The following is a 20,767-nucleotide window of genomic DNA, read 5'->3' as shown; positions in this document are numbered from 1 at the left end:
CGACGGAGGGTGACGGGCATGGCGTACCGGGGCAAGGGGGCCACGGGGGAGACGGCGGCGGTCAACCGGGCGGCGGTGGGGCGCTACCCGATGGAGGACCGGCGGGACTTCGCGGACGCGGACCGGGGGCTGATCGCGCCGCTGCCGGACAAGTTGTACGGGCGGGGCGGAGAGGTGATCTTCGATCCGGCGGCGTTCGACTACCTGGAGGGTCAGCAGGAGGCGCCGGACACGGTGAACCCGAGCCTGTGGCGGCAGTCGCAGGTGATCCGCAGGGGCGGGCTGTACCGGGTGGTGGACGGGATCTACCAGGTGCGCAACAACGACATCGCCAACCTGACGGTGGTGGAGGGGCCGACCGGCCTGGTGGTGATCGACGCGATGGCCTCGGTGGAGGCCGCCACCCAGGGCATGGCGATGATCCGCGAGCACGTCAGCGACAAGCCGGTGGCGGCGGTCGTCTACACCCACACCCACATCGACCACTACGGCGGGGTGAAGGGCGTGGTGACGGCCGAGGAGGTGGCGTCCGGGCGGGTGCCGATCGTCGCGCCGGGGACGGTGAAGTCCTTCGACAAGCACGCGCTGGGCGAGAACGTGATCGCGGGCAACGCGATGTCGCGGCGGGCCGCGTACGCGTTCGGGAGCCTGCTGGACCTGGACCCGTGCGGGCACGTCACCTGCGGGATCGGGATCCAGACCGTGCCGGGCGTGACGGTGTCGTACCTGTCGCCGACCGACGGGATCACCCGGACCGGGGAGAAGCGCGAACTCGGCGGCCTGGAGTTCGAGTTCCTGTACGCGCCGGACACCGAGGCGCCGGAGGAGATGCACATCTGGATCCCCGAACTGGCGGCGCTCACCTGCGCGGAGAACGCCAACCACACGCTGCACAACATCCAGACCCTGCGCGGCGCCCGCACCCGGGACGCCCGCAACTTCGCCCGCTACCTGGACGAGACGCTGCAGCGCTGGGGCGACGCCGCGCAGGTGCACTACGGGCCGCACACCTGGCCGGTGTGGGGCAACGACGCGGTGGTCGACCTGCTGGAGTCGCAGCGCGACACCTACAAGTTCATCCACGACCAGGCGCTGCGGCTGGCCAACAAGGGCGCCACGCCGCTGGAGGCCGCCGAGCAGGTCGAGCTGCCCGAGGCGCTGGGCCGGCGCTGGCACAACCGGGGCTACCACGGGACGCTGCACCACGACGTGCGGGCGGTGTTCCACAAGGAACTGGGCCTGTGGGACGGCGACCCGGTCTCGCTGCACCCGCACCCGCCGGTGGAGACCGCCCGCCGGTACGTCGAACTGATCGGCCCGGAGAAGGTGTTGGCGGAGGGCCGGAAGGCGTTCGAGGCGGGCGACTACCGGTGGGCGGTGCAGCTGCTGCACGACCTGGTGTTCGCCGACCCGGAGCACCGGGAGGCCCGCGAGCTCCAGGCGGACGCGTACGAGCAGCTCGGCTACCAGGCGGAGGGCCCGCAGTGGCGCGGCATCTACCTGACCGCCGCGAAGGAGCTGCGCGAGGGCGTGCAGCCCGCCCGGTTCGCCACCGCCAGCCAGGACACGGTGCTGGCCATGCCGGTGGACATCCTGTTCGACTTCGCCGCCGTGCACGTGGTCGGCGACCGGGCGGCCGCCGTCGACCTGGCCGTCGACTTCCGGTTCACCGACCTGGACGAGACCTGGGCGATGCGGGTGCGGCACGGCGTGCTGAACGCCCGGCCGGGGGCCTGGGGGGCGGCGGGGCTGACGGTCTCCGGGTCGAAGGCGGTGCTGGCCGGGGTGCTGCTCGGGCAGGCCGCGGCGGCGAAGGCGGCCGAGCTGGACGGGGACGGGCAACTGCTGCACCGGTACTGGGAGTTGCTGGACGAGTTCGACCCGAACTTCCCGATGGTCACGCCGTAGGGGCGGGGCGGGGGCGGGGGCGGGGCGATCGCGCGGGGCTTCCGGACGGGAGCCCCGCGCGGCTGCTCAGTCGGCGCGGCGGGCGGTGCCGGGGGCGGTGCTGCGAGCGGTGCTGCGAGCGGTGCTGCGAGCGGTGCTGCGGTCCGGGGCCGGGATCGGGTCGGGGGCCGGGGCCGGGGCCGGGTCGGGGGTCGGGTCGGCGGGGAGGACGCTCCGGTAGTAGTCGATCTTGTCGCGGAGGTGGGAGCGCTGGCGCTCCAGCAGGGCGATCCGGTCGTTGACGGCGGTGTCGTGCCGCTCCAGCAGTTCGATCCGGCCGAGCAGGCTCTCCGGGCCCTCGACGCGGGCGAGTTCGGCGTAGCGGCGCATGTCGGCGATCGGCATGCCGGTGTCGCGCAGGCAGCGCAGGATGCCCAGCCAGCCGATGTCGTCCGGGCTGAACCGGCGGTGGCCGCTGGTGGCGCGGGTGATGGAGGTGAGCAGGCCGATCCGTTCGTAGTAGCGCAGGGTGTCCAGGCTGAACCCCGAGCGTTCGGCGGCCTCGGCGGGAGTGAGCAGCTGCTGAGTCGTCACCGTTCCGATTCTGCCCGCTGGTTGGGCCCGCCGGGATCGCCTCCGCCGTCGCCGTCGTCGCCGGGGGTGGTGCAGCGGGTGAAGCGTTCGCCCCAGGCGGCCAGCAGGGCGGTGAGTTCGGGCGGGGCGAGGACCCGGAAGTCGGCCCCCAGCGAGCCGAGCGCCATCGCGGGCCACTCCAGCGAGTCCGCGTTCATCCGCACCCGGCTGCGGCCCGGGGCGACCTCCTCGACCTCGGCCCAGCTGCCGATCCGCTGCCGGACCGTCGGCGCCGGGACGTCGACCAGCGCCTCGACCCGGTACGGGTGGGACTGGCCCTGCAGGCCGGCCCGGACGAACTCGGCGGCGTCGGCGGTCGGCAGGGCGCGGGGCAGGAAGCGGGCGCCGGTCGGCGCGGGGGCGGCCAGCCGGTCGAGGCGGAAGGTGCGCCAGTCCTGCCGGGTGAGGTCGTAGGCGACCAGGTACCAGCGGCGTTCGAGCCGGACCAGGCCGTGCGGCTCGGTGTGCCGTTCGGTGGCGGTCCCGTCGGCCGACTCGTACCGGAAGCGCAGCCGTTCGGTGTCCCGGCAGGCCAGGGCCACCGCGGTCAGGGCGTCCGGGTCGATCCGGGCGGCGGTGTCGGTGCGCCAGCTCATCGGGACGGTGACGGAGCGCAGCGCCTCCACCCGGCGGCGCAGCCGGGCGGGCATCACCTGCACCACTTTGGCCAGCACCCGGACCGACGCCTCCGCGAGACCCTCGACCGCGTGGTCCGCCGCCACCTGCAGGCCGACGGCCAGTGCGACCGCCTCCTCGTCGTCGATCACCAGCGGCGGCAGCGCGGCCCCCGCCGCCAGCTGGTAGCCGCCGTCCACGCCGCGCCGGGCCTCCACCGGGTAGCCGAGCTCGCGCAGCCGGTCGACGTCCCGGCGCAGGGTGCGCGGGGAGACGCCGAGCCGGGCGGAGAGCTCCTCGCCGGGCCAGAAGCGGTGGGACTGCAGCAGGGTGATCAGCCGCAGGGTGCGGGCGCTGGTGTCGGCCATGGCTCCCATCCTTCCGCAATTGCGGACGGAAAGTGGCCGCAATGGTCCGTAACGTGGAACACGAAGCGAGCAGGACAGCGCACCGTGACCGGGGAACAGAGAGGCACGCCATGAGCATCGAGACCGCCCAGACCGTCGAGACCGTCGAGACCGCCGGGAGCGTCGAGACCGAGGAGGGCATGTACCCCGTCGCCCCCGCCGAGGGCCCGACCCCCGAGCACGCCGACCTGATCGCGCAGCTCCGGGCCGGTCGGCACTTCCTGCGGTTCACCGCCCGTGGCCTCACCGACGAGCAGGCCCGGCAGCGCACCACCGCCAGCGAGCTCACCATCGGCGGCCTGATCAAGCACGTCACCTCGGTGGAGCGGACCTGGGCGGCGTTCATCGCGGTCGGCACCTCGGCGATGCCCGACTTCAACGCGATGACCGAGGCCGACATCCAGGCCCGCGCCGACGAGTTCCGGCTGCTGCCCGGCGAGACCCTGCTCGGCGTCCTCACCGCGTACGAGGCGGTGGCCCGCGGCACCGACGAGCTGCTGGCCGGCCTGGACGACCTGGGCGTCTCGCACCCGCTGCCCGCGGCGCCCTGGTTCGCCGCCGGGGTGAGCTGGTCCGCCCGGCGCACCGCCATGCACATCATCGCCGAGACCGCCCAGCACGCCGGGCACGCCGACATCATCCGGGAGTCCCTGGACGGGCAGAAGAGCATGGGCTGACCGCCCGGTCCGTTCGCGCAGGGGTCCGTGCCGCCGGTGGCGGTGCGGGCCCCTTTTCTCGTTCTCCCCCGGATCCGTGTCACACCCCGGGGGATCCGCCACTCTCGGGATGCGGACGGAAGCGGACGGCCCGGAAAGCGGGCGGCGGAGGAGGCGGACGGCATGGACGAGGCGGACGGCACGGACGAGGCCACCGAGGTGTTCACCGGGCACCGGGAACTGCTGTTCTCGATGGTCTACAACCTGCTCGGCACGGTCGCCGACACCGAGGACGTCCTGCAGGAGACCTGGCTCGCCTGGTCCGGGCGGCACCGGTCCGCCGACGCCGGGCCGGTCCTCCACCCGCGCGCCTACCTGGTGCGCACCGCCGTGAACACCGCGCTCGCCCGGCGCGCCGAGATCAGCCGGCGGCGAGAGAGCTACTTCGGGCCCTGGCTGCCCGAACCGCTCCTCGCCCCGGCGGGGGCCCCGGCCGGGACGGCGGGCGCCGAGACGCCGGAGGACGCGGGCGAACGGGCCGAGGCGGTGTCGATCGCGCTGCTGGTGGTGCTGGAGACGCTCACCCCGCTGGAACGCGCCGTCTTCGTGCTGCACGAGGTCTTCGGGTACAGCCACCCCGAGACCGCCGCGATCCTCGGCCGCAGCCCCGCCGCCGTCCGCCAACTCGCCCACCGGGCCCGCGAACACGTCCAGGCCCGACGGCCCCGCTACCGCGCCGATCCGGCCGTCCGGCGGCAGGCCACCGAACGCTTCGCCGCCGCCGTCGGCGGCGGCGACCTCGACGCGCTGCTCCGGCTGCTCGCCCCCGACGTCACGCTCTGGGCGGACGGCGGCGGCAAGGCGACCGCCGCCGGGGCCCGACCGGTGCACGGCCGGGGGCAGGTCGCCCGGCTGCTGGTCGGCAGCGCCGGGCGGGCGCGGGGCGTGCGGGTGCGCTGGGCCACCGCCAACGGCGATCCGTCGGCGGTGCTGTTCCTCGGCGAGGCCCCGTTCGCGGTGCTGGTGCTGGACCTCGCGGCGGACGGCGAGCAGGTCACGGACATCTACTTCGTGACCAACCCCGACAAGCTGCAGGGCGTGAACTCCATTGCCGCAGAAGAGAACTGAGAGAGACGAGGCGAGAGCGATGAAGCTGACCGTGGTGGCCGCCACCGGAGGGATCGGGCGGCAGGTGCTGGAACAGGCGGTGGGGGCCGGGCACGAGGTGACGGCGGTGGTGCGCGATCCGGGCAAGCTGGGGGACGTGGCCGGGGTCCGGGTGGTGCGGGCGGACCTGGCGCGGGCCGGGGCGGCGGAGCTGCGGGAGGCGGTGGCGGGGGCGGACGCGGTGCTGTCCGGGCTCGGGGCGGTGGGGAAGGCCGGGCTCGGGGTGGCCGAGGCCGGCACCCGGGCCGTGGTGGGGGCGATGCGGGAGGCCGGGGCGCGGCGGCTGGTGGTGGTCAGCGCCGCGCCGATCGGGACGGTGGCCTCACCGGAGCGGCCGCACCCGCCGCGGCACGACCCGGGGGAGGGGCCGGTGATGCGGTACGTGCTGACACCGGCGGTGAAGCGGGTGCTGCGGGCGCACTACGCGGACCTGGCCCGGATGGAGGACGCGGTGCTGGGCAGCGGGCTGGACTGGACGGTGGTGCGCCCGCCCCGGCTCACCGACGGGCCGCTGACCTGCGACTACCGGGTGGCGTACGGGCAGAACCTGCGCGGCGGCTCGAAGGTGTCGCGGGCGGACGTCGCGCACTGCATGCTGCGTTCGGTCGGCGACCCGGACACCGCCGGGCGGATCCTCGGCATCGCGTACTGAGCGGCGGGCCCGCGGACTGACCGGCGGGCCGGCGGTGGGCCGGCGGACCGACGGCGGGCCCGCCGGGGGTGCGTCACCAGTAGGCGTTGTCGTCGAACGGCTCGAAGACCGCGTACTCGGCCGGGTCGTCGTCCGGGCCGAACCGCGGCAGGCCGGGGGCTTCGAGGGCGCCGCGCAGCCAGGCCAGCAGGACGTCGACCAGGCCGCCCTCCAGCGGCGGGCCCTGGTCGACGTTCCGGGGGTAGACGATCAGCGGCCAGCGGTCCGGGTCGGGGCCCTCGGCGAGCCAGCCCAGTTCGTCGCCGTAGGTGGAGGTGGCGAAGGGCAGGAAGCCGCCGGGCTCCGGCCAGACCGCGAGCGGGTACTGCTCGGGGAAGTCCTCGCGGAGGATCGGGTAGTCCTCGCAGGTGCCCCGCTGGTGCTCGACGAAGTCCTGCCCGCCCTTGCGCAGCGGGGTGTGGAAGCGCAGGTGCCCGCCCCACTGGCCGGAGCCGTACAGCTCCATCAACGCCCGGTACTCGGTGGGCAGTTCGGTGCCGAGGTCGGCGGCGAGGTCGGCCCAGGTGCGGCCGCTGCCGAGGTAGGGCCGGGCCGGCGGTTCGACCAGGACGCGCAGGGCGGCCAGGCCGGTGCCGGTCTCCGGGGCGAACCGGCGCTGCTCCGGGTCGAGCCGGGACGGCCGCTCGGGCGGCTGCTCGGACGACTGCTCGGGGTGTGCGGCGTTGGCCATGCCTGTTCCCTTCCTGCGCTGCCGGTGAGACTGCCGGTGAGGCTACGGCACGGCACGGACGGCGCCTACGCTGAAGGGATGTCAGCCCCTCGCCTGCGCCGGGTGGCCGTGCTGGTCCTGGACGGCGCCAAACCGCTCGACGTCGGCATCCCCGCGCAGGTGTTCTCCACCCGGGGCAGCATGCCGTACGAGGTGCGGGTGTGCGGGGCCGCGCCCGGGCTGGTCGCGGGCGGGGACGGCCTGTCGTACCACGTGGCGCACGGGCTGGAGGCGCTGGAGTGGGCGGAGTCGGTGTTCGTGCCCGGCTACCGGCACCCGGACCGGGACGACCCGCCGCCCGCCGTGGTCGAGGCGCTGCGCGCCGCGCACGCCCGCGGGGCCCGGCTGGCGGCGATCTCCACCGGGGCGTTCGCGCTGGCCGCGACCGGGCTGCTGGACGGGCGCCGGGCCACCACGCACTGGCACTACACCCGGGCGCTGGCCGCCAAGTACCCGAAGGTGCGGGTGGACGAGAACGTGCTGTTCGTCGACGAGGGCAGCGTGCTCACCTCGGCGGGCGCCGCGTCCGGCATCGACCTGTGCCTGCACGTGCTGCGCGGCGACCTCGGGGTGGCCGCGTCCAACCACACCGCGCGCCGGCTGGTCGCCGCGCCGTACCGCAGCGGCGGCCAGGCGCAGTACGTGCCGCGCAGCCTGCCCCAGCCGGTCGGCGAGCGGTTCGCCGCCACCCGGGAGTGGGCGCTGCACCGGCTGGACGGGCCGCTGACGGTGCGCGCCCTGGCCCGGCACGCGGCCGTCTCGCCGCGCACCTTCTCCCGCCGCTTCGTCGAGGACACCGGCTACACGCCGATGCAGTGGGTGCTCCGGGCCCGCGTCGACCTGGCCCGTGAGCTGCTGGAACGCTCCGAGTACAGCGTCGAGCGGATCGCCGCCGAGACCGGCCTGGGCACCGGCACGAACCTGCGCGCCCACTTCCAGCAGATCCTCGGGACCACGCCCAGCGAGTACCGCAGGACGTTCACCAGGGGGCGGTGACCGGCTGGCACGATCCTTGCGAACCGTGGCACTGACGCCACTGCCGACGGCCCTCCCGGCGAGCGAGAGTGGAAGCACCACCCCGTAGGAGAGCCGCAGAGAAGGGCACCACCCATGACCCGCATCGCCGTCAACGGATTCGGCCGCATCGGCCGCAACGTGCTGCGCGCCCTGCTGGAGCGCGACAGCAAGCTGGAGGTCGTCGCCGTCAACGACCTGACCGAGCCCACCGCGCTCGGCCGACTGCTCGCCTACGACACCACCTCGGGCCGGCTCGGCCGCCCGGTCACCGTCGAGGGCGACACCCTGGTGGTCGACGGCCGCCGGATCAAGGTCCTGGCCGAACGCAACCCGGCCGACCTGCCCTGGGCCGAGCTCGGCGTCGACATCGTGCTGGAGGCCACCGGCCGGTTCACCTCCGCCGAGGCCGCCCGCGCCCACCTCACCGCCGGTGCCAAGAAGGTGCTGGTGTCCGCCCCCTCGGACGGCGCCGACGTGACGCTGGCCTACGGCGTCAACACCGACGCGTACGACCCGGCCGCGCACACCATCGTCTCCAACGCCTCCTGCACCACCAACGCGCTCGCCCCGCTGGCCGCCGTCCTCGACGAACTCGCGGGCATCGAGCACGGGTTCATGACCACCGTGCACGCCTACACCCAGGAGCAGAACCTCCAGGACGGCCCGCACCGCGACCCGCGCCGGGCCCGCGCCGCCGCCGTCAACATCGTGCCGACCACCACCGGCGCCGCCAAGGCGATCGGCCTGGTGCTGCCGCAGCTGGACGGCAAGCTGTCCGGCGACTCGATCCGGGTGCCGGTGCCGGTCGGCTCGATCGTCGAGCTGAACACCGTCGTCGCCCGCGACGTCACCCGCGAGGAGGTGCTCGCCGCCTACCGCGAGGCCGCGGCCGGCAAGCTGGCGGGCGTGCTGGAGTACTCGGACGACCCGCTGGTCTCCTCCGACATCACCGGCAACCCGGCCTCCTCGATCTTCGACTCGGAGCTGACCCGGGTCGACGGCCGCCACGTCAAGGTGGTCGCCTGGTACGACAACGAGTGGGGCTTCTCCAACCGGGTGATCGACACCCTGGAGCTGCTCGCCGCGAGCTGACGCCGCGCTGGCGGGGCCCGGGCCGTTCACCGGTCCGGGCCCCGCCGCGTGCGTCAGAGCGCGGGCAGGTCGAACGCGGCGGCGGCGACCCGGTACTGGGCGGCGAACGACGCGCCCCGGCGGGAGGTCGGGGTGAAGGAGTACACCAGCTCGCGGGAGGCGTCCCGGGTGGCGAACACCGCGCTGGTGTAGCCCGGGCGGCTGCCGGTCTTGCCCCACAGTTCGATGCCCGGGGCCGGGGTGAAGCGCATCAGGCCGGTGCTGAAGCAGGCCCGGCCGACGGTCGGGCCGATGTCGCAGTTCTGGTTGTGGAAGTTCGGCACGTCCGGGACGGCGAACAGCTCGGCCTGCTGGGCGGGCGGCAGCAGCTCGCCGCGCAGCAGGGCGGACAGGAAGCGGTCCAGGTCGGGCGCGGTGGAGACCATGCTGCCCTCGGCCCACGGCCACGGGCTCTGCCGGGCGTCGGTGCGGACGGTCAGCGGGTGGGGAAGATTCCGGCCTTGACGCCGGTGACGAACGCCTGCCAGGCATCGGCGGGGACGGTCAGCGCGGGGCCCGCCGGGTCCTTACTGTCCCGGATCGGGACGACCCCGGCGGAGGTGAAGTTGAACGCTGCTTCGACGCACTGGCCGCCGTCGCCGTCGCTGTGGGACGACTTGATCCACTGGGCGGAGGACAGGGAGATCTTCGGGCTCATGGTTCGGCAGTCCTTCCAAGACGCGCTGGATCAGTCGGGCTGTCTCCGAGGATGACAGGGCGTCGGCTCGGACCCGATCATAACGTCGGGAGTGCTTGGCGACCGTCTGCTCGTCGTTGATGAAGTACCCCTTGCTCAGGCTCTCTGAGTACAGGTATTCCCGTCCGCCGGGCAGGCTGATCAGGGTCATCGACGTGTTCGCCGGAGTCTTCTCGCCCAGGGAGAACGGCGCTACTTGGAGGATGATGTTCGGGCGCTGCGCGACGTCCAGCAGGTGGCGCAGTTGTTCCGCCATGACGGCGGGTCCGCCGATCGTCCGGTGGATCACCGCCTCGTTGAGGACGACGATCAGCATCGGCCCGTTGGGGTCTTCGAGGTACCGGCGCTGGCGGCTGAGCCGGGCCTGCACCCGCTCCTCGATCTGGGCCGGGTCGGGCACCACCATGTTGTGGGTGAAGAGCGCGCGGGCGTAGGCAGGGGTCTGCAACAGGCCGCCCACCAGCGAGACGTGGTACTCGCGGAGCATGGTCGCCTCGGCTTCCATCTTGAAGAAGCGCTGGAACCAGTCCGGATGGTCGGACTCCTGGTGCCAGGGAACCTGCCGCCAGAAGCGCAGCAGTTGGCCGTCCGTGTTCAGCAACTGCTCGCAGGCCCGGACGAAGTCCTCCTGCGGCACGCGCTCGCCCGACTCGATTCGGCTGATCAACGACCTGTCACAGTGGGTCAGTTGGGCGAGGTCGCCCTGCGACAGCCCGGCCCGTTCGCGGGCCAGGGTCAACTCTCCGGCGAAGAACTCCGGCGAACAGAAGGCTCGCGTCCGGGTGGCTTCCCGACGGCTCACTGTGGCTCCTTCCGGTGGCATGACCGGCAACGGAATCTGATGCTCACTCAGAGTAGGTGCACAGCACGGCTCTTGGACGGTGAAGCTCAACACCGGTACGGAAGGGTCATTTCCGGTCGCCGAGCACCCCGAAGCTAATGGGCACCCACCGTGGCCCCGCGGGTCGGTTCGGGCGGGGGAATCGCTGACAACCTTTCGCCGGACCCGGACGTCTGGTCGGTGTGAGCCGAGAAACCGAGGACGACGCCTACGCCGAGTTCGTTGCGGCCGCCTGGCCCAGGCACCTGCGCACCGCGACGCTGATCGCGGGCGACCGGTACCGGGGCGAGGAACTGCTCCAGGACTGCCTGGTCAAGCTGTACGTGCGCTGGCGGCGGGCGCGGACCGACGACCCGCACGCGTACCTGCGGCGGATGCTGGTCAACAACCACATCAGCTGGTGGCGGCGTCGTCGCCGGGAACTGCTCATCGCCGAACCGCCGGACGGGCCTTCCGGCGGTGCGGCGGGGATCGAAGCCGCGGACGAGCTGTACCGCGCGCTGCGCGAACTCCCGCTCAAGCAAAGGGCGGTGATCGTGCTGCGGCACTTCGAGGACCTGACGGAGAAGGACACCGCCGCGATCCTCGGGTGCTCGGTCGGCACCGTCAAGAGCCACCACTCCCGGGCGATGGCCCGGCTGCGCACCGCCTTGGCCCGGAGCCGGGCCGAGGAACGGGCGGGGGAGTACGCGCAGGACCAGTCGAACGACCCTACGAAGAACCAGGAGAGTGTCACCCGATGAACGACACCGAGCACCAGGAGATGTCCCGCGTCCTGCGGGACCTGGTCGACAGCCAGGGTCCCGCCGGGCCCGCCCCGGTCGCCGAGCTGATGCACCGCGGCCGCCGCCGTCGCGGGCTGCGCACCGCCGCCGTCACGAGCAGTGTCGCTGCCGTTGCCGCGGTCGCGGTGTTCGGCGGGATCGCCCTCTCGGGCGGGCCGGCGGAGACCGGCACGGGGCCGGCCGCGCAGGGCACCGCGTCCGCGTCCGCCTCCGCCTCCGCGTCCGCCTCCGCGACGTCCGACGGCGCGGTCCGGCAGGGGCCGACCACCGGGGCGGAGGTCGCCGCGCTGCTCAAGAGCCGCTTCCCGAAGGGCTACCAGGCGGTCGGCGAGCCGTTCCTGGTCGACCCCCGGGGCGACGACCCGCGCCTGGCCAACCCGAACCTCCCCGAGGACGTGCGGAAGCTGCTCACCGAGCAGGACCGGAGCGGCGGCCCGATCGGCGCCGCGTACACCATCGCCAACGGGTCGAAGACCAGCACCGTGCAGATCACCATCGGCCACGGGTCGGTCGTCAAGCCGCCGACCAAGTGCACCATCCCGTACTGCAGCGTCACCAAGCAGCCGGACGGCAGCACCCTGGTGGTCACCCTCCCCTCGTACGGGCCGGAGGTCCCGCAGGTCTGGCAGGCGCTGCTCTACCGCACCGACGGCGTCACGATCACGGCCGAGTCGGGCACCGTCCCGCTGCCCGGTCAGGGCCAGCAGCTGTACGCCGGACCGCCCGCGCTGGACGGCCAGCTGCTCACCGCGCTCGCCCTCGACCCGGTCTGGACCCAGGGAGCCGCCCACTGAACCTGAACCGGACCGGTCGGTGCCCCGACCCCCACCGGCGGTGGGGCGGCCCGACGGCCGGAGCCGGGTACCGGTGGCGGCGGGGTCTCCTCGTCCAACACCCGTGCCAGCAGTAGCAGTTCACCCGTAGTACGAGTCGGCGGCGTACGCACCGACCGTTCCAGGACGTCCCGCGCTCCCGCGGGGCCGGGCAGCCGGACGGCTCCCCGCGAAGGTCCCGGTGGGAACGGCGGCGGCGGTCCGCGCCCGGGCGCCCGGGCGGCCGACTCCCGGCGCCGCAGCGCCACCCACCTCCACCGCGCCCGCCTTCACCGTGCCCGCCTGCACGGCACCCGCAGCCCACCGTTCCCGCTCCGGTCGGGTCGGCGCGGCACGTGCCGGGCGCGAGGGTCCGGCGGCTCGGAGGTTCGAGGGCGCGCACGCGGAACGGCCCTTTCGACGGCCCGTCATCCCCGCACCTCGTCCCGCGCACCGGCATCCGGTGGCGGCGAGGCGGTTTGACGTGCCGTCGAAAGGGTCCGGGGCGCCGATCGGACTACTTCGGGTCGCGGTCGTACTGGGCGCGGGACCAGCGGTGGCCGAGGACGGTGAGGCCGAGGCACCAGAGCAGGGCGATCCACCAGTTGTTGCCGATGTGGGTGCCGAGCAGCAGGCCGCGCAGGGTCTCGATGGCGGGGGTGAAGGGCTGGTACTGGGCGATCGGCTGGAACCAGCCGGGCATCGAGTGCAGCGGGACGAAGGCGCTGGAGATCATCGGCAGCAGGATCAGCGGCATCGCGGCGTTGCTGGCCGCCTCCGCGTTCGGGCTGCCCAGGCCCATGCCGACGGCGATCCAGGTGAGCGCCAGGGCGACCAGGGCGAGCAGTCCGAACGCGGCCAGCCACTCCAGGGCGGTGGCGTCGTGCGAGCGGAACCCGATCGCCACCCCGACCGCGCCGACCAGCACCACGCTGGCCACCGACTGCAGCACGCTGCCGGCCACCCGGCCGAACAGCACCGAGCCGCGGTGGATCGCCATGGTGCGGAACCGGGCGACGATGCCCTCGTTCATGTCGGTCGCCATCGAGACGGCGGTGCCGATCACGGTGGAGCCGATGGTCATCATCAGGATGCCGGGCACCAGGTAGGTGACGTAGGCGGAGCGGCCGAGGCCGCCGCTCATCGCGCCGCCGAAGACGTAGACGAAGAGCAGGAGCAGCATCACCGGGGTGAGCAGCAGGTTCAGGGTGAGCGAGGGGTAGCGGCGGGCGTGCAGCAGGTTGCGCCGCAGCATGGTGGACGAGTCGCGGACGGCGAGGGCGAGTTGGCTGCTCATCGGGCGTTCTCCTCAGCGGCGGTGGCGGTACCGGCGGTGGCGGTCCGCGCGGTGGTGGCGGTGCTCTGGGCGGGGACGGCGGGGGCGCCGGTGAGGGCGAAGAAGACGTCGTCGAGGTCGGGGGTGTGGACGGTGAGTTCCTCGGCTTCGGCGCCCGCGGCGTCCAGGCGGTCGAGGACGGAGCGCAGGGCGCGCTGGCTGCCGTCGCTGGGGACGGCGAGGGTGAGGGCGTCGTCGTCGGTGGCGGCTTCGGTGAGCGCGGTGGCGGCGGCGCGGTAGGCGGCGGGGTCGGTGAAGCGGAGCCGGACGTGGCCGCCGGGGACGAGGCGCTTGAGTTCCTCGGCGGTGCCCTCGGCGGCGATCACGCCGTCGTGCAGGACGGCGATCCGGTCGGCGAGCTGGTCGGCTTCCTCCAGGTACTGGGTGGTGAGGAAGACGGTGGTGCCGTCGGCGACGAGTTCCCGGACGATCTGCCACATGCCGTGGCGGCTGCGCGGGTCGAGGCCGGTGGTGGGCTCGTCGAGGAAGATGATCCGGGGGCCGCCGACCAGGGTCATGGCGATGTCGAGCCGGCGCTTCATGCCGCCGGAGTAGGTGGAGGCGGGCTTGTCGGCGGCGTCGGTGAGGTCGAAGCGGGCGAGGAGTTCGGCGGCGACCCGGCGGCCCTCGGCCTTGGGCAGGTGGTGCAGGTCGGCCATCAGCAGCATGTTCTCGGTGCCGGTGATCAGTCCGTCGACGGCGGAGAACTGGCCGGTGACGCCGATCGCGGCGCGGACCCGCTGCGGTGCGGCGGCCAGGTCGTGGCCGCCGACGGTGACCCGGCCGGCGTCGGGGCGGACCAGGGTGGAGAGGATCTTGACGGCGGTGGTCTTGCCGGCCCCGTTCGGGCCGAGCAGGGCGAAGACCGTTCCGCTCGGGACGGCGAGGTCGATGCCGTCCAGCACGGTCTTGTCGCCGTAGGACTTGCGCAGCCCGTTCGCCGCGATGGCCAGGCCGGTCATGAGGTGCTCCCTTGTGGGTGTGGGGGTCGGTGCGGGGCGGTGCGGCGGTGCGGGGCCGGCGGAGGGACGGCTGGTCAGGCGGCGGTGCGGGCGGAGATGTCGCCGTTCGAGGTGGTGGCGCGGATGGTGACCGCCGGGATGTCGTCGGCGTTGCGCAGCGCGTTGTGGACGCGGCCGTGGGCGGTGCCGGCGTCCAGCGAGGCGGAGACGCCGCGGGCCACGCCGACCGAGATCGAGCCGGACAGGGTGGTCAGTTCGAGTGCGCCGCGCACCGCCTCGGTGACGGTCAGGTCGCCGCGCCGGGTGCTGAACCCGCCGGGGCCGGTGAGGCGGCCGACCTCGATGTCGCCGTCCTGCAGGGTGAGGCTGGCGGCGGACGCCTCGTCGAGCTTCACGGTGCCCCGGGCGCTCTCGAAGGTGACGTCGCCGAGCCGCCCCACGCCCCGGAGCTGGACGTCCGCGCTCTTCGCCTCGACCTTCGAGCCGGCGGGCAGCTGCACGGTGACGTCCAGCGCGCCGGACGGGCCGAGCAGGCGGCGTGCGGCGGGGCCGGTGACGATCCGCAGCACGCCGTCGGCGTAGCCGACCTCGGTCCGGGCGACGGCCTCGGCGTCGCGGTTCTTCGCCGGGTCGGCGGGCCGCAGGTCGACCACGGTGTCGGTGCGGTCGGCGGCGATGAAGCGGACCAGGCCGGCCGGGACGTCCAGGACGACGGTGACCGGGGTGGGGGTGGCGAACTTCTGCATGGTGCGCTCCCTGGGTCGGGGGCGGCGCCCTGTTGTGCGCCGCCTTGTTTCTGATGATGGAAACGCTACGTTGCGTTCAAGGATCAGGCAACGTACTTGTTGCAATCGAAGTGCATCACTACAGGTTGGGGTGGGAAAATCGTTGCAATGATTCTGCGCCTAACGCAACGTCAGCCCGATCGTTCGTTGCAATGAAATGAGGGTGAACGCTATGCTGGGCGCGGAAACAGCACGCGCCGCACATCGCAGAAGGGGGCCCCGATGCCGGGAGGCAGGCTCACCCAGCAGGAACGCCAGCAGATCGCCCTGGGACTGGCCGACGACCTCGCCTACGCGGAGATCGCCCGCCGGATCGACCGGCCGACCTCCACCGTCACCCGCGAGGTCATGCGCAACGGCGGCCCGTCCGGCTACCGGGCCGACCTGGCCCACCGCGCCACCGAACACCGCGCCCACCGCCGGAACGCCCCCGCCCGCGGCCCGCGCCCGGCCGACCGCCCGGCCGACGGGCGCGACCCCGAGGCGGTGGCCGGCTTCGAGGAGGCGATCACCACCGTCTTCATGCAGTCCGGCCTCAGCCGGATGCCCGCCCGGGTGCTGGCGGCCCTGCTGCTCACCGACTCCGGCTGCCTGAGCGCCGCCGAACTCGCCCGCCGACTGGACGTCAGTCCGGCCTCGGTCTCCAAGGCCGTCGCCTTCCTGGACGAGCAGTCGATGATCCGCCGGAAGCGCGACGAGCGGCGCCGCGAGAGCTACGCGGTGGACGACGACATCTGGTACCAGTCGGCGGTGGCCAGCGCCCACGCCAACGCCACGGTGGCCGCCACCGCCCGGCAGGGCGTCGCCGTCCTCGGCTCGGCCACCCCCGCCGGGGCGCGGCTGGAGAGCGTCGCCCGGTTCCTCGACCACCTCTCCGAGATGCTGCTGCGCGCCGCCGAGCAGGCGCGCGAGGTGCTCCTCAGTCGACCGGTCGAGGCCGACGGGGGAGCACCCGGCGAGCGGTGAACCCCCTGGGCGGGGTGCTCAGTCGCCGCCGAGCACGGCGGCCGTCCTGGTCCGGGGGTGGTCCATCCCCTCGTGGGTGCTCAGTTGCCGCCGAGCACCCCGTCCACGGAGGCGATCCGCCCCTGCGGGTCGAACGACACCCGGACGCTGTGCCCGCCCGGCAGCCCGGCGCTGATCGCGTCCGGCTCCTCGGTCACGGGCGCGCCGTGGTGGCCGAAGTAGCCGCGCACCACGGCGCGGGCGTCGCGCCCGAACAGTCCGGCGCCGGTCAGCAGCATCCGCGGCACGGTGACCGGGTCGAGCGGCGCCGGGCGCAGGGCCGGGTCCTGCGGCACGAAGTACACCCGGGTGTCCGGCCCGGCCGCCTGCCCGATGTAGCCCGGCGCGCCGAGCACGCCCATGCCGGTGAAGGCCAGTGCCTCGGCCGCGTGCCGGGGGTCCGCGAAGTCGGACAGGTCGACCCCCGGTTCCGCCAACTCCGGTACGCCGTACGCCCGTCCGAACTCGGCGATCCGGGCGGAGGCGGCCGCCACCGGCGCCTCGGCGAACCCCGGGTTGGCCCAGCCCCACAGCCACGACCCGTCCACCGGGTCGAACGTCCCGAGCAGCCCGACCCGCAGGGTCAGCTCGCCGGTCCGGTAGAGGCCCTGTTCCAGGTCGGCCGTCCACGGAGCGTCCGGCAGCACACGGCCCAGGGCCTCCAACTGCTCGGCGCCCCAGGCGGCGTGGTGTTCGGCGGTGCGGAGGAAGGGTTCGCTGAAGGTCGTGGTCACACTGGCAGCCTAGCGAGGCGGAGCGACTTGACAGAGCGTCAGTTCGGTTTAGCTTGACCGCTTTACTTCACGTACCTCGATGTTCGGTGTAATTGCCAGCTGCGATGGCAAATTAATCGGTTAAGTTCAAAGCATTGACCGGGTTGGTGCGGCATGCCAGGATCCCGCAGACAACGTTGCCAGGACCTTGTCGCCGCAGCCGCCCGTACTCCCTCCACCACCCGCCCGGCCACCCCGCCCCCTCGGAGGGGCCGCCCGCGGCGGGGTGTCGGGCCGGTCGCGTTCCCTACCCCCACCCAGAGGAGAGTCATGGAAAAGCCGCCGAGCCGCAGGGCGCTCACGGCTGTCGGCGCGGCAGTCGCCGCCGTCTTCGGTCTGCTGTTCTCCGTCTTCGGGTTCACCCCCGGCAGCGCCGAAGCCGCCACCTCCGGCATCCACGTCAGCAACGGCCGCGTCTACGAGGCGAACGGCAACCAGTTCGTCATGCGCGGCGTCAACCACGCGTACGCCTGGTACCCCAGCCAGACCACCGCGATCGCCGACATCGCGTCCAAGGGCGCCAACACCGTCCGCGTCGTCCTCAGCGACGGCCAGCGGTGGACCCGCACCAGCACCGCGCAGGTCTCCGCGCTGATCGCCCAGTGCAAGGCCGCCAAGGTCATCTGCGTGCTGGAGGTGCACGACGCCACCGGCTACGGCGAGGACGCCGCCGCCGGCACCCTGGACGCGGCCGCCCAGTTCTGGGTCGACAACAAGAGCGCGATCATCGGCCAGGAGAACCACGTCGTCGTCAACATCGCCAACGAGCCCTGGGGCAACAGTGGTTACACCGCCTGGACCGCCGCCACCAAGAGCGCGATCGCGAAGGTCCGCGCCGCCGGCATCCACAACGCGCTGATGGTCGACGGCCCCAACTGGGGCCAGGACTGGTCCGGCACCATGCGCGACAACGCCGCCTCGGTGTTCGCCTCCGACGCCGACCGCAACACGATCTTCTCGATCCACATGTACGGCGTCTACAACACCGCCGCCAAGGTCCAGGACTACCTGAACGCCTACACCTCGGCCGGACTCCCCATCGTGGTCGGCGAGTTCGGTGCCCAGCACAGCGACGGCGACCCGGACGAGGACGCCATCATGGCCACCGCCCAGGCCCGGGGCATCGGCTACCTCGGCTGGTCCTGGAGCGGCAACGGCGGCGGCGTCGAGTACCTCGACCTGGTCAACAACTTCGACAAGAACTCGCTGACCGCCTGGGGCAACCGCTTCTTCAACGGCGCCAACGGCATCGCCGCCACGGCCCGCCCCGCGACCGTCTACACCGGCGGGACGCCCACCACCTCGGCCTCCCCGTCCACCTCCACCGGCACCGGCACCGCGCCGAACGGCTCCCCGTACTGCGCCTCCGCCTCCTCGGACCCGGACGGTGACGGCTGGGGCTGGGAGAACAGCGCCTCCTGCGTGGTGCGCGGCGGCAAGGCCGACACCACTCCGACCGCCTCCGCCTCCGCTTCCGCCTCGTCCTCCCCGTCCCCGAGCGCGACCGCGTCCAAGGCGCCGAACGGCTACCCGTACTGCGCCTCCGCCTCGTCCGACCCGGACGGTGACGGCTGGGGCTGGGAGAACAGCGCCTCCTGCGTGGTGCGCGGCGGCAAGGCCGACACCGGCGCCACCGCCACCACCGCGCCGAACGGTTACCCGTACTGCGCCTCCGCCTCGTCCGACCCGGACGGTGACGGCTGGGGCTGGGAGAACAGCGCCTCCTGCGTGGTGCGCGGCGGCAAGGCCGACCACTGATGACCCCCACGGCCTGACCCCCGCCATCCCACTGCGAGGCCCGCTCTCTCGTCCACCCGGGCGGGGGAGCGGGCCTCCGCCGGTTCGACCTCGCTCAACTTCCTTGTTCGGTGGGTGGGTTGTGGTGGACTTCGCTCCAGACGGTTTCGCGGGCGGTGCCGTTGTTGCGGGAGGGCGGCGAGTAGCGGTGGCCCCAGCGGTCGCCCAGGGCGAGGGCTTTGAGGACGGCCAGGTGGTCCTCGGGGCTGGGGGAGCCGTCCTCGGGTCGGAAGATGCGTAGTTCGACGCGGTAGCCGTCGGGGATGACGGTCAGTCGGGCCTCCCCGCCACCCGCCTCGGCGAGCTGTTCGGCGATCTCCCAGGCACGTTGCCGCAACACGTCACCACTCACCAGGTCACCCCCAGCGCGGAGCGGCTCTCGGCGCCCAGCTCCGGGGTCGCGAGCCGGACGGCGGGAGGGAACTCGCTGCGCAGCAAGGCCAGTTCGAGCAGCGCTTCCGCCAGCTGCTGCGCCCAGGGCAGTCCGACGCACCCCAGCGCGAGGCCCGCCAGCTCCGGCGGGACGTCGTCGCGGTAGACCGGCGAGAGCCCGGTCGGCGGGTCGAGGCGGGCGGCATGGAAGGCGCGTTCCAGCGAGTCCGCCGCCCCCTCGGAGTCGGTGAACCCGCCGCGCAGGAACCGCTGCAGGACGTCGACGGCCACCAGCGGTTGTCCGGTGTACAGCACGTGCTTCCTCTCCTCGATGGTGCGGTGCGTTCAGGCCGCGTCGGCGGCGACGGCGCAACGCGGACACGCACAGGGCGGCCAGGTCAGCGCCGAGACCAACGGCAGGTGCAGGTCCTCGTCCGAGAAACAGGAGGAGACCTGCACCCGAACCCCGTCGGGCCCCACCCGGTAGACCCGGATCGTCAACCTGGCTGCTGAGCAAGGCTTTTCCGGCAAGGGTTGGTGTGTCGTCATGGGTCGTGCTCCGTGGTGGTGCGTGCGAGATGGGTGCGTGGAGTCGGGTCGGCAGGTTCCAGTCGGGGCCGTCCTCGGTGCCGATCCGGAAACGCTTCGTGACGCTCAGTCAGTGAACTAGTCCAGCATGTTGAGTGGCCTAGTTCTCCCGCAACGGTTTCGAGTGAACTAGTCTGCTCTGAGGGGAACTTGCCCCCCATGTGCGATGGTGAGGACTCATGCCCAGTAGGACTCCGAAGACCTGGTCCGTCATCGCGGACCACTACCGGCAGCGCATCCTGTCGGGCGAGCTCGAACCCGGCTCCAAGCTCCCCAGCAACAAGGAGATCGCCGGGCGGTGGAACGTCGCGGTCGCGACGGTGAGCCGGGCGCTCCAGCACCTCCAGGTGGAGGGCTACCTCCGGACGTCTCCCCGGGGGACCTTCGTCGCGGACGATCCCCGAGTGACGGCCAGCAGCCGCGACCGGCTGGAGCGGGTCCAGCGTGTGCGGTCGAGCCTGATGGAGGGGGAGACCAGCCGCGTGACGGCTGCGGGCCTGGTGGTTCCCCCGCTCTACGTGGCCGACCTGTTCGATCTCGAACACGGGGCGCAACTCGTCCGGCGCGAGTACGTCGCGGGCCGGGGCAAGTCGCGGACCCTCTTCGCGGTGTCGTGGTACCCGGCCCACTTCGCGGCGCTCGTACCGGACTTGCTCAACACGGCGCCCGGGCGCAACGACGGCATCACCGCGAAGGTCCTCGAAGCCACCGGGCGGACCGTCACGGCGGCGCGCGACGACATGCACGCCCGGGAGGCCGACCAGCGTGAGGCGTCGGCGTTGGCCGTTCCCGTCGGCAGTCCGATCCTCGCCCTCGTGCACCGCTGGTCGGACGAGGAGGGGCTGATCGAGTACACGGAGTCCTGTCTCCCCGCCCGGTTCACGATCGGCTACGAGTACACGCCGTAGGACTTCCCGGCCGGAACGCGGGTCGCCGTCGTGGCCCGACGATCTTGAAGTTCCCATGTTTGAAGGGGCTTTGCGGGTGTGCGGCGCGGCGGGGGAGGGGAGGGTGTCCTTTCGGACGGGGGCAGGACGCTGCGGGCCGCGCTTCGGCGGGCGCACGGATGGCAAAGGAATT

General features: G+C 73.1%; 22 protein-coding genes and 1 pseudogene. 11 read left to right on the top strand and 12 right to left on the bottom strand.

The window, feature by feature from the left end:
- Positions 1-18 precede the first annotated feature (18 nt).
- Entirely contained in the window at positions 19-1,908 is a 1,890-nt protein-coding gene (locus ABD345_RS00505) for an alkyl/aryl-sulfatase (protein ID WP_344549618.1), read from the top strand.
- 66 nt (positions 1,909-1,974) lie between these two features.
- Here ABD345_RS00505 and ABD345_RS00500 read toward each other — a convergent pair whose 3' ends face one another.
- Together ABD345_RS00500 and ABD345_RS00495 are read right to left on the bottom strand one after the other, a co-directional pair.
- Positions 1,975-2,481, bottom strand: a complete 507-nt coding sequence (locus ABD345_RS00500) for a MerR family transcriptional regulator (protein ID WP_344549617.1) — start codon at positions 2,479-2,481, stop codon at positions 1,975-1,977.
- Positions 2,478-3,503 carry a helix-turn-helix transcriptional regulator gene (locus ABD345_RS00495; protein ID WP_344549616.1) on the bottom strand — a complete coding sequence of 342 codons (1,026 nt, stop codon included), beginning with the start codon at positions 3,501-3,503 and terminating at the stop codon, positions 2,478-2,480. The genes ABD345_RS00500 and ABD345_RS00495 overlap by 4 nt, the downstream gene beginning before the upstream one ends.
- A gap of 179 nt (positions 3,504-3,682) precedes the next feature.
- On the opposite strand from ABD345_RS00495, the gene ABD345_RS00490 reads away from it, so the two are divergent.
- The 3 genes from ABD345_RS00490 to ABD345_RS00480 all read left to right on the top strand — a co-directional run bounded on the left by ABD345_RS00490 (position 3,683) and on the right by ABD345_RS00480 (position 6,017).
- The gene (locus tag ABD345_RS00490; RefSeq protein WP_344549823.1) at positions 3,683-4,219 is read left to right on the top strand and encodes a DinB family protein; all 537 of its coding nucleotides are present in this window, start codon (positions 3,683-3,685) and stop codon (positions 4,217-4,219) included.
- Between the two features lie 162 nt (positions 4,220-4,381).
- Complete coding sequence (locus ABD345_RS00485) at positions 4,382-5,326, top strand: sigma-70 family RNA polymerase sigma factor (protein WP_344549615.1); 945 nt, start codon at positions 4,382-4,384, stop codon at positions 5,324-5,326.
- Between the two features lie 19 nt (positions 5,327-5,345).
- Entirely contained in the window at positions 5,346-6,017 is a 672-nt protein-coding gene (locus ABD345_RS00480; protein ID WP_344549614.1) for an NAD(P)-dependent oxidoreductase, read from the top strand.
- A 73-nt stretch (positions 6,018-6,090) separates the two neighbouring features.
- On the opposite strand, the gene ABD345_RS00475 is transcribed toward ABD345_RS00480, so the two are convergent.
- Positions 6,091-6,747: an SMI1/KNR4 family protein gene (locus ABD345_RS00475; RefSeq protein ID WP_344549613.1), complete on the bottom strand. Its 657-nt coding sequence runs from the start codon at positions 6,745-6,747 to the stop codon at positions 6,091-6,093.
- A 78-nt stretch (positions 6,748-6,825) separates the two neighbouring features.
- On the opposite strand from ABD345_RS00475, the gene ABD345_RS00470 reads away from it, so the two are divergent.
- Positions 6,826-7,782, top strand: a complete 957-nt coding sequence (locus tag ABD345_RS00470) for a GlxA family transcriptional regulator (RefSeq protein WP_344549612.1) — start codon at positions 6,826-6,828, stop codon at positions 7,780-7,782.
- A 114-nt stretch (positions 7,783-7,896) separates the two neighbouring features.
- Positions 7,897-8,895, top strand: a complete 999-nt coding sequence (gene gap, locus ABD345_RS00465) for a type I glyceraldehyde-3-phosphate dehydrogenase (RefSeq protein WP_344549611.1) — start codon at positions 7,897-7,899, stop codon at positions 8,893-8,895.
- Positions 8,896-8,948: 53 nt separating this feature from the next.
- On the opposite strand, the gene ABD345_RS00460 is transcribed toward gap, so the two are convergent.
- The 3 genes and pseudogenes from ABD345_RS00460 to ABD345_RS00450 form a co-directional block, all read right to left on the bottom strand.
- Positions 8,949-9,374, bottom strand: a complete 426-nt coding sequence (locus tag ABD345_RS00460; protein ID WP_344549821.1) for a serine hydrolase — start codon at positions 9,372-9,374, stop codon at positions 8,949-8,951.
- Positions 9,371-9,592: a DUF397 domain-containing protein gene (locus tag ABD345_RS00455; protein ID WP_344549610.1), complete on the bottom strand. Its 222-nt coding sequence runs from the start codon at positions 9,590-9,592 to the stop codon at positions 9,371-9,373. Before ABD345_RS00455 ends, ABD345_RS00460 begins: the two co-directional genes overlap by 4 nt.
- Before the next feature lie 34 nt (positions 9,593-9,626).
- Positions 9,627-10,454: pseudogene (locus ABD345_RS00450) on the bottom strand (helix-turn-helix domain-containing protein); the annotation flags it as partial.
- Positions 10,455-10,654: 200 nt separating this feature from the next.
- Between ABD345_RS00450 and ABD345_RS00445 the strand changes: the two are divergent.
- Positions 10,655-11,215 (top strand): SigE family RNA polymerase sigma factor, encoded by a 561-nt coding sequence (locus ABD345_RS00445; RefSeq protein ID WP_344549609.1) that lies wholly within the window; start codon positions 10,655-10,657, stop codon positions 11,213-11,215.
- The gene (locus ABD345_RS00440) at positions 11,212-12,051 is read left to right on the top strand and encodes a hypothetical protein (RefSeq protein WP_344549608.1); all 840 of its coding nucleotides are present in this window, start codon (positions 11,212-11,214) and stop codon (positions 12,049-12,051) included. The genes ABD345_RS00445 and ABD345_RS00440 overlap by 4 nt, the downstream gene beginning before the upstream one ends.
- Positions 12,052-12,586: 535 nt before the next feature.
- Here the strand turns inward: ABD345_RS00440 and ABD345_RS00435 are convergent.
- From ABD345_RS00435 to ABD345_RS00425, 3 genes are all read right to left on the bottom strand, one after another.
- Positions 12,587-13,366 (bottom strand): ABC transporter permease, encoded by a 780-nt coding sequence (locus ABD345_RS00435; protein WP_344549607.1) that lies wholly within the window; start codon positions 13,364-13,366, stop codon positions 12,587-12,589.
- Positions 13,363-14,367: an ATP-binding cassette domain-containing protein gene (locus ABD345_RS00430; RefSeq protein ID WP_344549606.1), complete on the bottom strand. Its 1,005-nt coding sequence runs from the start codon at positions 14,365-14,367 to the stop codon at positions 13,363-13,365. The genes ABD345_RS00435 and ABD345_RS00430 overlap by 4 nt, the downstream gene beginning before the upstream one ends.
- A gap of 74 nt (positions 14,368-14,441) precedes the next feature.
- Positions 14,442-15,113, bottom strand: coding sequence for a DUF4097 family beta strand repeat-containing protein (locus ABD345_RS00425; protein WP_344549605.1), 672 nt, complete (start codon positions 15,111-15,113; stop codon positions 14,442-14,444).
- Positions 15,114-15,374: 261 nt separating this feature from the next.
- Between ABD345_RS00425 and ABD345_RS00420 the strand changes: the two genes are divergently transcribed.
- Positions 15,375-16,118 (top strand): helix-turn-helix domain-containing protein, encoded by a 744-nt coding sequence (locus ABD345_RS00420; RefSeq protein ID WP_344549604.1) that lies wholly within the window; start codon positions 15,375-15,377, stop codon positions 16,116-16,118.
- Between the two features lie 80 nt (positions 16,119-16,198).
- Here ABD345_RS00420 and ABD345_RS00415 read toward each other — a convergent pair whose 3' ends face one another.
- Positions 16,199-16,891: a DUF6882 domain-containing protein gene (locus ABD345_RS00415; protein ID WP_344549603.1), complete on the bottom strand. Its 693-nt coding sequence runs from the start codon at positions 16,889-16,891 to the stop codon at positions 16,199-16,201.
- 309 nt (positions 16,892-17,200) lie between these two features.
- Here ABD345_RS00415 and ABD345_RS00410 point away from each other — a divergent pair, with 309 nt between their 5' ends.
- On the top strand, positions 17,201-18,688 hold the full coding sequence (locus ABD345_RS00410; RefSeq protein WP_344549602.1) for a cellulase family glycosylhydrolase: 1,488 nt from the start codon (positions 17,201-17,203) through the stop codon (positions 18,686-18,688).
- Positions 18,689-18,782: 94 nt separating this feature from the next.
- On the opposite strand, the gene ABD345_RS00405 is transcribed toward ABD345_RS00410, so the two are convergent.
- Positions 18,783-19,079, bottom strand: a complete 297-nt coding sequence (locus tag ABD345_RS00405; RefSeq protein ID WP_344549601.1) for a hypothetical protein — start codon at positions 19,077-19,079, stop codon at positions 18,783-18,785.
- Positions 19,076-19,414 (bottom strand): hypothetical protein, encoded by a 339-nt coding sequence (locus ABD345_RS00400; protein ID WP_344549600.1) that lies wholly within the window; start codon positions 19,412-19,414, stop codon positions 19,076-19,078. Before ABD345_RS00400 ends, ABD345_RS00405 begins: the two co-directional genes overlap by 4 nt.
- Positions 19,415-19,866: 452 nt before the next feature.
- On the opposite strand from ABD345_RS00400, the gene ABD345_RS00395 reads away from it, so the two are divergent.
- Positions 19,867-20,595: a GntR family transcriptional regulator gene (locus ABD345_RS00395; RefSeq protein ID WP_344549599.1), complete on the top strand. Its 729-nt coding sequence runs from the start codon at positions 19,867-19,869 to the stop codon at positions 20,593-20,595.
- Positions 20,596-20,767: the final 172 nt, after the last annotated feature.

Source organism: Kitasatospora saccharophila, from assembly GCF_039529925.1.
Taxonomy (GTDB): Bacteria; Actinomycetota; Actinomycetes; order Streptomycetales; family Streptomycetaceae; genus Kitasatospora; species Kitasatospora saccharophila.
Note: the sequence above shows the minus strand (reverse complement) of the source record. Positions and strands in the feature narration are given on the sequence as shown.